Annotated in this window: 12 protein-coding genes; 10 read left to right on the plus strand and 2 right to left on the minus strand. The window is 58.4% G+C overall.

Annotated features, from left to right (window positions below):
• Positions 1 to 65: 65 nt before the first annotated feature.
• The gene (locus Q0601_RS06395) at positions 66 to 767 is read right to left on the minus strand and encodes a response regulator transcription factor (protein WP_305288323.1); all 702 of its coding nucleotides are present in this window, start codon (positions 765 to 767) and stop codon (positions 66 to 68) included.
• A complete protein-coding gene (locus Q0601_RS06400) occupies positions 764 to 2,635 on the minus strand; it encodes a hybrid sensor histidine kinase/response regulator (RefSeq protein WP_305288326.1) in 1,872 nt (623 codons plus the stop codon). The genes Q0601_RS06395 and Q0601_RS06400 overlap by 4 nt, the downstream gene beginning before the upstream one ends.
• A gap of 192 nt (positions 2,636 to 2,827) precedes the next feature.
• Here Q0601_RS06400 and Q0601_RS06405 point away from each other — a divergent pair, with 192 nt between their 5' ends.
• From Q0601_RS06405 to Q0601_RS06450, 10 genes are all read left to right on the plus strand, one after another.
• On the plus strand, positions 2,828 to 4,804 hold the full coding sequence (locus tag Q0601_RS06405) for an AMP-binding protein (protein ID WP_305288328.1): 1,977 nt from the start codon (positions 2,828 to 2,830) through the stop codon (positions 4,802 to 4,804).
• Positions 4,801 to 5,613 carry an ABC transporter ATP-binding protein gene (locus tag Q0601_RS06410; RefSeq protein ID WP_305288330.1) on the plus strand — a complete coding sequence of 271 codons (813 nt, stop codon included), beginning with the start codon at positions 4,801 to 4,803 and terminating at the stop codon, positions 5,611 to 5,613. The genes Q0601_RS06405 and Q0601_RS06410 overlap by 4 nt, the downstream gene beginning before the upstream one ends.
• A gap of 24 nt (positions 5,614 to 5,637) precedes the next feature.
• Positions 5,638 to 6,621, plus strand: a complete 984-nt coding sequence (locus tag Q0601_RS06415) for a branched-chain amino acid ABC transporter permease (protein WP_305288334.1) — start codon at positions 5,638 to 5,640, stop codon at positions 6,619 to 6,621.
• A 112-nt stretch (positions 6,622 to 6,733) separates the two neighbouring features.
• On the plus strand, positions 6,734 to 7,810 hold the full coding sequence (locus tag Q0601_RS06420; RefSeq protein ID WP_305288336.1) for a branched-chain amino acid ABC transporter permease: 1,077 nt from the start codon (positions 6,734 to 6,736) through the stop codon (positions 7,808 to 7,810).
• 50 nt (positions 7,811 to 7,860) lie between these two features.
• Positions 7,861 to 9,144, plus strand: coding sequence for an ABC transporter substrate-binding protein (locus tag Q0601_RS06425; protein WP_305288338.1), 1,284 nt, complete (start codon positions 7,861 to 7,863; stop codon positions 9,142 to 9,144).
• A 54-nt stretch (positions 9,145 to 9,198) separates the two neighbouring features.
• Positions 9,199 to 10,020 carry an ABC transporter ATP-binding protein gene (locus Q0601_RS06430; RefSeq protein ID WP_305288340.1) on the plus strand — a complete coding sequence of 274 codons (822 nt, stop codon included), beginning with the start codon at positions 9,199 to 9,201 and terminating at the stop codon, positions 10,018 to 10,020.
• A 9-nt stretch (positions 10,021 to 10,029) separates the two neighbouring features.
• Entirely contained in the window at positions 10,030 to 11,250 is a 1,221-nt protein-coding gene (locus Q0601_RS06435) for a phenylacetate--CoA ligase family protein (RefSeq protein WP_305288342.1), read from the plus strand.
• Positions 11,251 to 11,339: 89 nt separating this feature from the next.
• The gene (locus Q0601_RS06440; protein WP_305288345.1) at positions 11,340 to 12,092 is read left to right on the plus strand and encodes a flagellar motor protein MotB; all 753 of its coding nucleotides are present in this window, start codon (positions 11,340 to 11,342) and stop codon (positions 12,090 to 12,092) included.
• A gap of 82 nt (positions 12,093 to 12,174) precedes the next feature.
• Positions 12,175 to 13,491, plus strand: a complete 1,317-nt coding sequence (locus Q0601_RS06445; RefSeq protein WP_305288347.1) for a flagellar hook protein FlgE — start codon at positions 12,175 to 12,177, stop codon at positions 13,489 to 13,491.
• A gap of 40 nt (positions 13,492 to 13,531) precedes the next feature.
• A complete protein-coding gene (locus tag Q0601_RS06450; RefSeq protein ID WP_305288349.1) occupies positions 13,532 to 13,882 on the plus strand; it encodes a flagellar basal body protein in 351 nt (116 codons plus the stop codon).
• Positions 13,883 to 13,945: the final 63 nt, after the last annotated feature.

Raw genomic sequence — 13,945 nt, forward strand, 5'->3', positions numbered from 1 at the left:
ATTGCGATATCGTCAGTGCACTGAAGGATGACCCGCAGACAGGATGATATTCCGGAAGACGCAGGTCACGTTACTTCGGCAAGGAAAATATAACCCGCGCCATAGATCGTCTTTATCAGCTGCGGGTTCCTGGGATCTTCGCGAAGCTTGGTGCGCAGGCGCGAGATCCGGACATCCATGGCGCGGTCGAAACTGTCCCCGGCCGAGCCTCCCAATGCGTCAAGCATCTGGGTTCGGGTAATCAGGCGGCGCGGCGCATCTGTGAACATGCGCAGCACCTCGGCCTCGGCATGGCTGAGCGGAATCTCGGTCCCGTCGGGAGCAATCAGCAGATAACGGTCGAAATCCGCGGTCCAGCCCGCGAAGCCGGCGATCTGGGCGTCGTGGCTGGCGGGCTGAGCCGGGCGTCGCAACCGGGCGCGGATACGGGCGACGACTTCGACCGGCTCGAATGGCTTGATGACATAATCATCCGCGCCCAGTTCCAGCCCCGCCACACGGTCCTGCACCTGAGCGCGACCCGAAATGATGATGATTGCGACCCCCGATTCCGTCGCAAGCCGGTGAACAAGGGCAAGTCCGTCCCGATCCGGCAGACCAAGGTCGATCAGGCAGGCATCCGGTGTGATCCGGCGCAGAGCTGCCTCGAACTCCGCTGCGCGGGCGAAGCTGTGCGTCCGGAAGCCCGCTTCTTCAAGGGCGGATGACAGCAGGCGTCGGATTTCGGGCTCATCATCCAGAATCGCGATAACGGGAATATCTGTCATGCGGATTCCTTGATTGCGCTGTTCAGGGCGGCCGCCAGACGGGCGGCGGTGAAAGGCTTGGTCAGGACCTGCCCGGAAATCGAACGCCGCAGCGGGTCATCCTGCGGTACGGAACTCATCAGCACGATCGGCAGGCCCGCGCCCGTCAGATCGAGTCCAAGCCCGTCGCCCAGATGGATATCCGACAGGATCATCGTCAATCCCGGCAGATCTGTCATCCTGCGAGCCTCTGTCAGGCTGCCTGCCTCGATGACGGAATGTCCCAGACTGGTCAGCTGGCTCCGGATATCGGTGCGGATCGTATCGTCATCCTCGACCAGCAGGATCATCTGCGGCGTAACCGGGCGGTATGGCAGGCGCAGGCTGACCCGGGCACCTGTGGCGGTATTGTCCAGCCGCATGACCCCGTCGACCAGTTTGGTCTGGTCATAGACCATCGACAGACCAAGCCCCGAACCCTGTTCCTTCTTGGTGCTGAAAAAAGGCTCGGTTGCCCGTTTAAGCGCTTCGTTCGAGAAGCCGGGACCGGTATCGGTGACGGCGATTTCGATCCAGTCGCCACCGATCTGTGCGGTCAGATCGATTTGTCCCGGCCCATCAAGCGCGGCATTCGCGTTGAGGATCAGGTTCAGAAGCGAATCCTGCAAGGCATCAGGATCAAGAAGCAGCGGCGCATCCGGCAAGCTGGCGGCCAGGACAAGTGTCACCCCCTCATGAAGCGACGGGCGGGCGAGTGTCACCACCTCGTTCAGAAGTGGGCGCAGCTCCACGGGTTGCAACGCGATTTCGCGGGGACCGCTGATCTTGGCAAGCCGATCCAGAAGCGAGGCGCCACGGCGAGCCGCGGCCAAGGTCGCCTTTACGTCTTCGGCTGCCTCTGCTGGCAAGGCCATCGAGGCGAGCCGTCCCTGAAGGCCGAGGATGATCGTCAGCAGATTGCCGAAATCATGCGCCATTCCCGAGGTCAGCCCGGCGGCAAGGCTGCGCTTGCTGGCATGCGTCAGTGCTTCGCGTGCCTGCACCTCGGCGCTGACATCGGTCGACAGGACATAGACCCCTTGCCCCAGACGGTCAGGCGTAAGCGCGATGCGAACACGATGTCCCGACGGTCTGTGGGTCATTTCGAAGACCTGCGCTTCTCCGGCCAGCGTACGGTCGATCCACGGTTGCAGGGTTGCGAAAGTCTCGGCCCCCAGCGCTTCGGCAACCGTGCTTCCGATCACCTTGCCAGTACTGCCGGGAAAGACCGTCGGTTGCTGGTGGTTCGAGAATGTATAGCGATAAGCGGCATCCAGATGCGCGATATGCGCGGGCACCATCTCGGTCACTTGCCGGGTACGGGCTTCGATCTGCGTCAGAACCCGCTGTGCTTCCTGCAGGGCGGCATTGGCTGCGGCCAGTTCGCGATTGGCACTGGCAAGCCGTTCGGTATGATCCAGCAATTGCTCGGACAATTCCTCGGACCGGGTACGCAGCAGGGATTCCTGCTTTTTGCTATGGGTGATGTCGGTATAGACGGTGACCCAGCCGCCTTGCGACAGTGGGGCGCCCTCGACCGCGATCCAGTGGCCATTGGCGCGCTGACGCTCGAAGTAATGCGGCTCGAACGCGCGGGCCTGTTCCACGCGCGAGGCGACGGCCGCCCGGGGGTCGTCCTGGGGACCATAATCGCCGCGATTGACCATGTGGCGGATGGTATCCTCGAAGCTGGTGCCGGGCTTCACGAGTTCGTCGGGCAGATCGAACATGCTTTGATATTGCCGGTTCGCTACTGCCAGACGCAGATCGGCGTCGAAGATCGACAATGCCTGACCGATGAGGTTCAGGCCCGAGCGGGTCAGATCATCGCGCATCTCAGTTGGCGTCATTCGTGTTTCTGTCCTCCGCAGACCTGATTAGCACCGGTTCAGGTTCAAATGGAAATGTTTCAATCGAAGCGGTGTAACAATTCGTAGGATTCGCGCAAAACTGCGGTAAAGATTGCTGGCAAATGTGATCGTCAACCGGGGTGGGAGGCGCTTCGGCAGACATGCGGTAAACGCATGCGACAGGGAGGAGACATGACGGACCAGCAGACGCTTGCGGGCGCGTTGCATTCGATTCCTGCACTTCTGGCGCGGAATGTGGCCCGCTTTGGCGACAGGCCCGCCTATCGGGAAAAAGAATTCGGCATCTGGCAAAGCTGGACCTGGGCAGAGGCGGCCGAAGAAATCAGGGCGCTTGCACTCGGGATGCTGGTTCTCGGTCTCAGACAGGGCGATTACGTGGCTGTCATCGGCCGGAATCGTCCCGCGCATTACTGGAGCATGATCGCTGCTCAGATGTGCGGGGCGATTCCGGTACCGCTGTATCAGGACGCGGTGGCGGAAGAGATGGCTTATGTGCTGGAGCATTGCGGCGCGCGCTTCGTGATCTGCGGCGATCAGGAGCAGGTGGACAAGGTTCTGGAGGTCGAAGAATCCGTCAAGGGGGTCGAGCGGATCCTTTATAACGACAAGCGCGGGATGCGGAAATACGACCATTCCCGTATGAATTCCATTGCCGATACGCAGGATCAGGGTCGGGCGGCGGAACCCCGGCTGGGGCTTGAACTGGACGCGCGTATTGCTGCACTGGATGAGAGCAGCATCTGCGTGATGTTGTATACTTCGGGAACGACGGGCAAGCCCAAGGGAGTGGTGCTGTCCAATCGCAATATTATCGAGACGGCGAAGAATACCTGCGATTTCGACCGCCTGACCATGCGCGAGGAAATCGTCGCCTATCTGCCGATGGCATGGGTGGGCGATTTCATCTTTTCGATGGGGCAGGCGCTTTGGGCTGGTTTTACTGTCAATTGCCCCGAAAGCGCGCATACGATGGCGACGGATACGCGCGAAATCGGCCCGACTTATTTCTTTGCGCCGCCACGGGTCTTTGAAGGGCAACTGACCTCGGTGATGATCCGGATGGAGGATGCCGGGCGGATCAAGAAATGGCTGTTCGACCGGTTCATGAAGATCGCGCGGCGCGTTGGACCGGCGCTTCTGGATGAGGAAACCGTCGGATTCACGGATCGGTTGGCATATGGGCTGGGCAAGCTGCTGGTTTACGGGCCGCTGAAGAATACGCTGGGCTATAGTCGTATCAGGGTCGGATACACCGCCGGCGAGGCGATCGGCCCCGAGATTTTCGATTTCTACCGCAGTCTGGGTATCAATCTGAAACAGCTATACGGCCAGACCGAAGCCTCGGTGTTCATAACCCAGCAGCCAGATGGCCAGGTACGTTCCGATACGGTCGGTGTGCCGTCTCCCGAGGTCGAGGTGAAGATTGCCGAGAATGGCGAGGTCTTCTATCGCAGCCCCGGCACTTTCGTTGAATATTACAAGAACCCGGACAGCACCGCCTCGACCAAGGATCCTGACGGATGGGTCGCGACGGGCGATGCAGGCTTTTTCGAGGAATCGACCGGACATCTGCGCATCATCGACCGGGCCAAGGATGTGGGCAAGATGGCCGATGGCAGTATGTTTGCGCCGAAATACGTTGAAAACAAACTGAAATTCTTTCCAAATATTCTTGAGGCAGTCGTGCTTGGGAATAATCGCGACTATTGCACGGCGATGATCAATATCGATCTGAACGCTGTCGGCAATTGGGCCGAGCGGAACAATATCGCCTATGCCTCCTATCAGGAACTGGCCGCGCATCCGCAGGTCTATGCCACGATCAAATCCCATGTCGAAGAGGTCAACGCCTCGGTCGCCGGTGACGAGATGTTGTCCAACTGCCAGATTCACCGCTTTCTTGTGCTGCACAAGGAACTCGACCCCGACGATGGCGAGATGACGCGCACCCGCAAGGTTCGCCGCGCCGTCATCAGCGAGAAATTCGCCGATCTGGTCGGGGCTCTCTATGATGGTTCAGACGGTATCTATACCGAAACCGAAGTGACTTATGAGGATGGCCGCAAGGGCAAGATAAAGGCGACGCTAAGGATCGAGGATGTGCAGGTCTTCGGTGATGCGGTGCAGCAGAAGGTGGCGGCGCAATGAATACGCAGACGGATATCGCCACAGCCGGCCGTCAGCTTGGCGGCACCTTGATGGAGCTGAGGAATATCACCCTGCGTTTCGGCGGCGTCGAGGCGATCAAGAATATCAGTTTTGACATTCGCGAGGGCGAGATCCGCGCGATCATTGGGCCGAATGGCGCCGGAAAATCCTCGATGCTCAACGTGATCTCGGGCTTTTATGTTCCTCAGGAGGGCGAGGTCTGGTTCCGGGGCGAGCGGCGCGGACCGGTCAAACCCTATGAGGTAGCCCGGCTGGGTATCGCCCGGACCTTCCAGAATATCGCCCTGTTCGACGGGATGAGCGTGCTGGATAATATCATGACAGGGCGCCTGCACCGGATGAAGGCGGGATTTCTGTCGCAGGCGCTGTGGTGGGGGCTAGCGGAGCGCGAGGAGATCGAGAATCGCGCTCAGGTCGAGCGGATCATCGACTTTCTGGAAATCCAGAATATTCGCAAGACGCCGGTCGGACGGCTACCCTACGGGCTGAAGAAGCGGGTCGAGCTGGCCCGCGCGCTGGCCGCCGAGCCGCAGCTTTTGCTGCTGGACGAGCCGATGGCGGGAATGAATGTCGAGGAAAAGGAAGACATGTCGCGCTTCGTCCTTGATGTGAATGACGAGTTCGGGACCACCATCGCGCTGATCGAACATGACATGGGTGTCGTCATGGATCTTTCGGACCGCGTGGTGGTGATGGATTACGGCCGCAAGATAGGCGATGGCTCGCCCGATGAGGTTCGGAACAATCAAGAGGTTATCGATGCCTATCTGGGGGTGGCGCATGACTGACATGCAGACAGGGGAGGCAGGCCGATGGACCAACTGATCTTCGCCGCCGAGGTGTTCATGAACGGCCTGATGACCGGCGTGATGTATGCGCTTGTCGCCCTGGGTTTCGTGCTGATCTTCAAGGCGTCCGGCGTCTTCAACTATGCGCAGGGTGTGCTGGCCTTGTTCGCGGCGCTGACGCTGGTGGGAATACAGCAGGGACAGGTGCCTTTCGCGCATCTGATCAACTCGATATTCGGCACTCATTTGGAATATTTCGGCTGGACCGTTCCCGTAGTTCTCGCGATCCTGTTGGCGGGTGCGGTCATGGTGCTGCTGGCCTTCCTGATCGAAAAACTGGTGCTTCAGCATCTGGTCGGACAGGAGCCGATCATCCTGTTCATGGCAACGATCGGGCTGGCCTATTTCCTGGAAGGGCTGGGCGATGTGATGTGGGGGGCGGATATCAAGAACCTGGATGTCGGGCTGCCGCAGGGAATCTCGGAAAGCATCGAGAGCGTCTCGGCGAACTGGTTCGGCTACGGATTCTTCATTGACAGGCTCGATATCTGGGCCGCGATCATCGCGGCATTGCTGGTCACCGCCCTTGTCGCCTTCGCGCAATATACCAAGCAGGGCCGCGCCATGCGGGCAGTGGCCGATGACCATCAGGCGGCGCTGTCGGTGGGGATCTCGCTGCGCTTCATCTGGGTGATGGTCTGGTCGATCGCGGGTTTCGTGGCGCTTGTCGCCGGGATCATGTGGGGCACCAAATCCGGGGTTCAGTTCAGCCTTTCGCTGATCGCGTTGAAGGCATTGCCGGTGCTGATGCTTGGCGGGTTCACCTCGATTCCCGGTGCCATCGCGGGCGGGCTGATCATCGGCGTAGGCGAAAAGATGTTCGAATTCTTCGTCGGACCGATGATCGGTGGCGCGACCGAAAACTGGTTCGCCTATGTGCTGGCACTTTTGTTTCTCGTCTTCCGTCCGCAGGGGCTGTTCGGCGAGAGGATTATCGAAAGGGTCTGAAGGATGGACAGGTTTGATGCCTCCCGGCAGGGATGTTTGGGTGAAGAAGAAGCCGGACGGCCTTCTTCTGCATATGAATATCCAAATCCGGCAGATCGGGCAGGAGTGACAAATGTTGTATCGTGAGGCCGGCGATTTCAAGACGAGCTATCGCGACGATGGCCAGACATTCCCGATCCGGCTGGACCGGGTCGCCTATTATGCCGTGGTGATCGTGGCCTTCATGATCGTGCCCTTCGTCATCAACGACTATTGGGCGAATGCGGTTGTGGTGCCGTTCCTGATCTATGCCATTGCGGCATTGGGGCTGAACATCCTGACGGGATATGCCGGGCAGGTCAGTCTTGGGACCGGCGGCTTCATGGCGGTGGGGGCTTATGCCGTTTACAAGCTGATGACCACCTTCCCCGAGATCAATATCGTCATCCATATCCTGTTGGCCGGCGGCATCACCGCGATCGTCGGAATGCTGTTCGGGCTGCCTTCGTTGCGGATCAAGGGCTTTTACCTTGCTGTTGCGACGCTGGCCGCGCAGTTCTTTCTTGTCTGGCTCTTCAACAAGGTGCCGTGGTTCTACAATTATTCCGCATCGGGGCAGATCACGGCGCCGACGCGCACCGTATTTGGCCTTGCCGTGACCGGACCGTCGACCAGCGCTGCGGCGAAATATCTGATCTGCCTGGTGTTTGTTTTCATTCTGGCCTGGGTGGCGAGGAACCTGACTCGGGGAACGCTGGGCCGCAAATGGATGGCGATCCGCGATATGGATATCGCTGCCGAGATCATCGGGGTGAATCCCCTGACCGCCAAGCTTTCGGCATTTGCCGTATCGAGCTTTTTCGTTGGGGTCTCTGGGGCGTTGCTGTTCTCGGTCTATCTTGGGGCCGCGGAAGTGGGCGAGGCGTTCGGGATCAACAAGAGCTTCCTTGTTCTGTTCATGATCATCATCGGTGGGCTGGGCAGCATCTTTGGAAGCTTCGCGGGCGCGGCTTTCATGGTTCTGATGCCGGTGGTGCTGAAGAACCTGCTGGTCGGGCAATTCGGCTGGGCCACTGATCTCGCAGCGCATTTCGAGTTGATGATCGTTGGTGCGCTGATCGTGTTCTTTCTGATTGCCGAACCGCATGGGCTGGCGCGCCTTTGGGCACTGACCAAGGAAAAACTCCGGCTCTGGCCATTCCCGCATTAATCTTAGTGACCGGGACAACCGGCCAATCTCAACTTTGGGGAGGAGACCCAATGAAACGGAAATTTACTGCGCTTCTGACAGCCGGGATAATGGCGGCAAGCCCGGCATTGGCCGATCTGGTGGTGCCTAACCTATCCTATCGCACAGGTGCATATGGGGCGAACGGTACCCAATATGCCGATGGTTTCAACGATTATTTCACTTTGCTGAACGAACGTGACGGCGGGATCGGCGGTGAGAAGATCCAGGTGCCGGAATGCGAGACGGCCTATAACACCGAAAAGGGCGTGGAATGCTACGAGGCGACCAAGGATTCGGGCGCATTGGTTTACAACCCGCTTTCGACCGGGATCACTTATCAGCTTATTCCGAAAGTCTCGGTCGACAAGAAAGTCCTGTATACGCCGGGATATGGACGCACTTCGGCCAAGAATGGCAAGGTGTTCGAGTGGATTTTCAATGCCCCGGCGAATTACTGGGACGGGGCCTCTGTCGCGATCAAGTATCTGCTGGACGAGAATGGCGGCGATCTGAACGGCAAGAAGATCGCCTTGGTCTATCATAATTCGGCCTATGGGAAGGAGCCGATCCGGACGCTTCAGGATCTGGCGGAAAAGCACGGTTTCGAACTGACCGAACTGCCGGTGGATGCGCCAGGACAGGAGCAGAAAAGCCAATGGCTCCAAATCCGCCGCGATCGCCCGGATTACGTCATCATGTGGGGTTGGGGCGTGATGAATCAGGCGGCGATTCAGGAGGCGGCGAATATCCGTTTCCCGATGGAGAATTTCATCGGGATCTGGTGGTCAGGCTCCGAGGTTGATGTGAAGCCGGTGGGCGCCCAGGCGAACGGTTACAAGGCACTGACCTTCCACGGCGTCGGTACGGATTATCCGATCTATGACGACCTGCAGGAATATGTGATCGAGCCGGGCAAGGCCTCGCAGGGCGGCGAGCATGTCGGCTCGGTGCTGTATTCGCGCGGCATGTATGCGGCGCTGGTGATTTCCGAGGCGATCCTGAAGGCGCAGGAACTTGCCGGGACCTCGGAGATCAATCCCGAGCAGCTGCGCGATGGTTTCGAGCAGCTTGACATCACGCCCGAACGGCTGACGGAGCTTGGCCTTCCCGATTTCGGTCCCGAGATCAAGATGACCTGCGACAATCACGGTGGCAGCGGAATGTCGCGGATGCAGCAATGGGATGCCGAGGCCGGCAAGTGGAACCTGATCACCGAATTCACCGAGCCGGATAAGGAGGTCCTCGAGCCGTTGATCACCGAGGACAGCGAGGCTTACGCCAAGGAGGCCGGGGTCACCCCGCGCGATTGCTGATGACATGCCCGGCGGCGGAGATTGCCGCCGGATCCCTATTGCCGGAGAAGGTCCATGCTTGACGCCGAAGACGGTGAAGCCCTGCTGGAAGTCAATAATATCGAGGTGATTTATAACCATGTCATTCTGGTTCTGAAGGGCGTCAGCCTTTCGGTTCCGAAGGGCGGGATCACCGCGTTGCTTGGTGGTAACGGGGCGGGCAAGACGACGACGCTGAAGGCGATCTCGAATCTTTTGGCCAGCGAGCGGGGAGAGGTGACAAAGGGCTCCATCCTCTATCGTGGCGAGCCGGTGGCGGCGCGAAATCCCGCGGCGCTGGTATCGCGTGGCGTCATTCAGGTGATGGAAGGGCGGCATTGTTTCGAACACCTGACCGTTGAAGAAAACCTGCTGACGGGTGCCTATACCCGCAAGGATGGCGGGGCGGCGATCAGGCGCGATCTCGAGATGGTCTATGATTATTTTCCCCGTCTGCGCGAGCGCCGCAAATCCCAGGCCGGCTATACTTCGGGCGGTGAGCAGCAGATGACCGCCATGGGACGTGCCCTGATGTCGCGCCCCGAGACGATTCTGCTGGACGAGCCTTCGATGGGGCTGGCTCCGCAACTGGTCGAGCAGATTTTCCAGATCGTAAAGGCGGTGAATGAGGGCGAGGGGGTGACCTTCCTTCTGGCCGAGCAGAACACCAATGTGGCGCTGCGCTATGCGCATTACGGCTATATCCTTGAAAATGGCCGGATCGTGATGGATGGTCCCGCTGCCGCCCTGCGCGAGAACCCGGATGTCAAGGAATTCTATCTGGGCATGTCGGATGAGGGCCGGAAATCCTTCCGCAATGTGCGCAGCTACCGCCGCCGCAAACGCTGGCTGGCGTAAGGAGCAACAATGACCGGAAATTACGACGATCTGGAAACCCGCGATCCCGAGGCGCGTATCGCGGATCTGGCTCAGGCCCTGCCCAGGGCGATCGCCCGCGCCAAGGCTGCGCCTGTGCTGGCTCGGCTGCTACAGGAGGTCGAGCCAGCGCAGGTGACAGATCGCGCCGCTCTTGCCCATTTGCCGGTGATCCGCAAGGCCGAACTCTCGGCGGCGCAGAAGAAAACCCCGCCTTTCGGTGGCTATACCACGCGGCCGCCCGCGGAATTCGATCTGATCTTTCAAAGCCCCGGACCGATCTATGAACCGGGGCGGCACGAGCGCGACTGGTGGCGTCTGGGCCGCTTTCTGCATGCCTCGGGTATAGGACGTGGCGATATCGTGCAGAATTGCTTCAGCTATCACCTGACGCCAGCGGGAATGATGTTCGATTCCGGCGCCCGGGCTGTCGATGCGGCGGTTCTGCCTGCCGGAACCGGCCAGACCGATCTTCAGGTGCAGGCCGCCGTGGATATCGGCTCGACCTGTTACGCGGGGACGCCGGATTTCCTGAAGGTCATTCTGGATCGCGCCGACGAGCTGGGTCTGCATCTGTCCATAACCCGGGCCGTCGTCGGTGGAGGTGCGCTGTTTCCATCGTTGCGGCAAGGCTATGCGGATCGCGGGATCGTGACACGGCAATGCTACGCAACCGCCGATCTGGGGAATATCGCCTATGAAAGCGATGCTTTGGACGGGATGATCGTGGATGAGGGCGTGATCGTCGAGATCGTCCGGCCGGGTACCGGTGATCCGGTGCCCGATGGTGAAGTCGGTGAGATCGTGGTGACATCGCTCAACCCCGATTATCCGCTGATTCGATTCGCGACCGGTGATCTGTCGGCCGTGATGCCCGGGATTTCATCATGCGGGCGTACCAATATGCGCATCAGGGGCTGGTTGGGCCGTGCCGATCAGACCACGAAGATCAAGGGCATGTTCGTTCGGCCCGAACAGGTCGCGGTGCTGATTGCCAGGCATCCTGAAATCACCCGCGCGCGCATCATCGCCGAGCGTGAGGGTGAGATGGATCTGATGACCGTGCAGATCGAAGCGCAGCAGGGGGACCCGAATGTCTATGCGGGGTCGGTGGTGGATACGCTCAAACTGAAGGGGCGGATCGAAATCGTTCCGCCGGGCAGCCTTCCCAATGATGGCAAGGTTATCGAGGATCGGCGCAGCTATGACTGAGTACGAAAATGAACTGCATTTGATGCATTAACTTGTTCCCTGATTGTTCTTCTCCATAAATGCACCCGTTGCAATTGGTGGGTATAATCATGGCTGTGGACAAGAATAAGATCATTATCAAAAGGGTCGTTGCTGCGGGTGACGCGCAGCATCATGGCGGGGCCTGGAAGGTCGCTTATGCGGATTTCGTAACGGCAATGATGGCCTTTTTTCTTTTGATGTGGCTGCTGAATGCCACGACCGAACAGCAGCGTTCGGGCCTTGCGGATTATTTCAATCCAACAATAGTGCAGAAATCCGGCGCTTCCGGTGATGGTGTGGAACAAGGGATCCGTCACGCCATATTCGAAGATCTTCCCGATAGTCAGAAGACTTCTGATTTCGAAGAACTGGCCCGGCAGGTTCAGGACCGGCTGACCGGCACCGGTGCCGAATCTCAGCAATTGACCAATCTGCTGCGCCATGTTGTCACCAGAATGACGGATGAAGGCCTGGTAATCGAAGTCGGTGATCTGACCGATCAGCCGCTTTTTGTGGAAGATACCGCCCAAGCACGACCGGTTTTGAAAGAAATTGCAGCGGTGCTTGCCCGTGTTCTTGAAGACACCAGAAATGACTTGGCAATTTCTGGTCACGTGCGTGCCTATCCCGAGACGCTGATTGCCTCGCCGGTCTGGGCACTGTCCGATGCAAGGGCGCATACATTGCGCAATCTGCTTGATCAGGCCGGATTGCCGGATCGGCGCATTCAGCGGGTGACCGGCTTTGCGGATCGGAAGAATCGCAACGGTAATCCCATGAATGCTGCCAATAACCGGATCGAAGTCATCCTGCTTCGTTAAAGCGCAATATCGTGCTGTTAGGCGAATCTTAAACTGTCTCGCTGATGCTGCCGGTATTGAACCAGGTAAAGAGGTTTCTCTCATGTCGATGACTTCAGCAATGGGTGCCGGTGTCGCCGGATTGGTGGCAAATGCGATCCGGCTCGCCACCATTTCGGATAATATCGCGAATTCCTCGACAATGGGATATCGTCGGGTCGAAACGGAATTCGACGCGATCGTCCTGGGCGGCACCGGCGGCGGGGGGTATTCCGCCGGTGGTGTTCGCACGTCGAATGGCCGCCGGGTGGATCAGTCCGGCTCACTTGTTTCGACCAAAAACGCATTGGATTTGGCAATTGACGGTGGCGGAATGCTTCCCACGACGGGAATTGCCGATGTGGTTGCGGATTCTCCAAATCTGCCGCTGCTCATGACCCGCACCGCAAGTTTCGAGCCTGATGCCGACGGTTATTTGCGAACAGCCTCGGGATTGGTGTTGATGGGCTGGGCTTATAACGCGGATGGTACATTTTCGTCGCCATCTCGTGATACTTCATCCAGCCTAACACCTGTACGACTGCCGCTCAGCCAGGCAACAAGCACCCCGACGACCCGAATTGAACTGGGCGTTACCTTGCCTGCGACCGAAACCGCGTTGGGGGCCGATGGCGCTGTGTCTCGCTCCACGATCGAGTATTATGCCAATCTGGGAACGACCGAGTTTCTGGATATCACCTACACGCCGCAGGTGTCGAACACGAACGACATGTCGTTGACTTGGCGGATGGATGTCAGGGATCTGGCCAAGGGACCGACGGATAACCTGATCGGCTCATATACCGTGGTCTTCGATGGTACCGCGGAATATGCAGGCTCAATCGCCTCGGTGACCACAATTTCTGGAGAAGATTATGATCCGGAAACAGGTATCATTCCCCTGAATGTCGCCGGAGGGGAACTTGATCTGATGATCGGTCAGCCACGCGGGCAAAACAAGTTGCTGCAACAGATTGGCGACACCTATGCTCAGGAAAACATTGATCGGAACGGCGCCCCGGTAGGCAGGTATGTTTCGGCGGAGATTGATAAAAACGGTATTCTCCGAGTGAAGTATGATAATGACGAAATCCAGTCATACTACAAGATTCCCGTTGTTACCGTCCCCAACATGAACGGTCTGAACGCCGGGAACGCCCAGACATATACAGTATCCCAGACCTCTGGACGGTTCTTTCTCTGGGATGCCGGAGACGGGCCGGCAGGCACGATCAACGGCTATGCGCGTGAAGCATCGACCACAGATATCGCAGAAGAGCTGACGAATATGATTCAAACCCAGCGCGCCTATGCTTCGAATGCAAAAATTATCCAGACCGTGGATGAGATGATGCAGGAGACGACTAACATAAAACGATAATTCAAAGCGTATTGTCCCAGGGTTAATCAGGAGTTGTGGCATGAGTTTGGGAAATGCATTGCTGAGCGCGGTATCGGGACTCGCCGTTTCCTCGCGCGGAACCGAAATTGTCGCCGACAATTTGGCGAATGCCAAAACTCCGGGCTTTGCGCGTCGCGAAATCCATGTGAGTTCTCGCGGCCAAAGCGGAGGAGTACGAATTGACGGGATCGCACGCGTCGTCAATACCGGGCTTCTCGCTCAGCAGCGGCACGCGGATGCGGCGCTTAATGATTCAGAAATTCGCCTTAAATTTTTCCAGAACATGGAGAACGTGATTGGCTTACCCGGAACGCCCGGAGGACTAGGCTCAGGACCTATTAATTGGGTTGCACCGACCGTTGCTGCGTGATTCATACCCTCTGATCAGTGGGGGCACGATGAGTAATCTTTTCTGGCTGACTGACGAGCAGAT

Origin of the sequence: Paracoccus wurundjeri, assembly GCF_030678915.1 — a bacterium.
GTDB lineage: Bacteria > Pseudomonadota > Alphaproteobacteria > Rhodobacterales > Rhodobacteraceae > Paracoccus > Paracoccus onubensis_A.

Excerpts from the sequence above, each read along its gene's own strand:
- Q0601_RS06410 (WP_305288330.1), top strand. The coding sequence starts at position 4,801 with ATGAATACGCAGACGGATATCGCCACAGCCGGCCGTCAGCTTGGCGGC.
- Q0601_RS06450 (WP_305288349.1), top strand. The coding sequence starts at position 13,532 with ATGAGTTTGGGAAATGCATTGCTGAGCGCGGTATCGGGACTCGCCGTT.
- Q0601_RS06415 (WP_305288334.1), top strand. The coding sequence starts at position 5,638 with ATGGACCAACTGATCTTCGCCGCCGAGGTGTTCATGAACGGCCTGATG.
- Q0601_RS06425 (WP_305288338.1), top strand. The coding sequence starts at position 7,861 with ATGAAACGGAAATTTACTGCGCTTCTGACAGCCGGGATAATGGCGGCA.
- Q0601_RS06435 (WP_305288342.1), top strand. The coding sequence starts at position 10,030 with ATGACCGGAAATTACGACGATCTGGAAACCCGCGATCCCGAGGCGCGT.
- Q0601_RS06405 (WP_305288328.1), top strand. The coding sequence starts at position 2,828 with ATGACGGACCAGCAGACGCTTGCGGGCGCGTTGCATTCGATTCCTGCA.
- Q0601_RS06400 (WP_305288326.1), bottom strand. The coding sequence starts at position 2,635 with ATGACGCCAACTGAGATGCGCGATGATCTGACCCGCTCGGGCCTGAAC.
- Q0601_RS06440 (WP_305288345.1), top strand. The coding sequence starts at position 11,340 with ATGGCTGTGGACAAGAATAAGATCATTATCAAAAGGGTCGTTGCTGCG.
- Q0601_RS06420 (WP_305288336.1), top strand. The coding sequence starts at position 6,734 with ATGTTGTATCGTGAGGCCGGCGATTTCAAGACGAGCTATCGCGACGAT.
- Q0601_RS06430 (WP_305288340.1), top strand. The coding sequence starts at position 9,199 with ATGCTTGACGCCGAAGACGGTGAAGCCCTGCTGGAAGTCAATAATATC.
- Q0601_RS06395 (WP_305288323.1), bottom strand. The coding sequence starts at position 767 with ATGACAGATATTCCCGTTATCGCGATTCTGGATGATGAGCCCGAAATC.
- Q0601_RS06445 (WP_305288347.1), top strand. The coding sequence starts at position 12,175 with ATGTCGATGACTTCAGCAATGGGTGCCGGTGTCGCCGGATTGGTGGCA.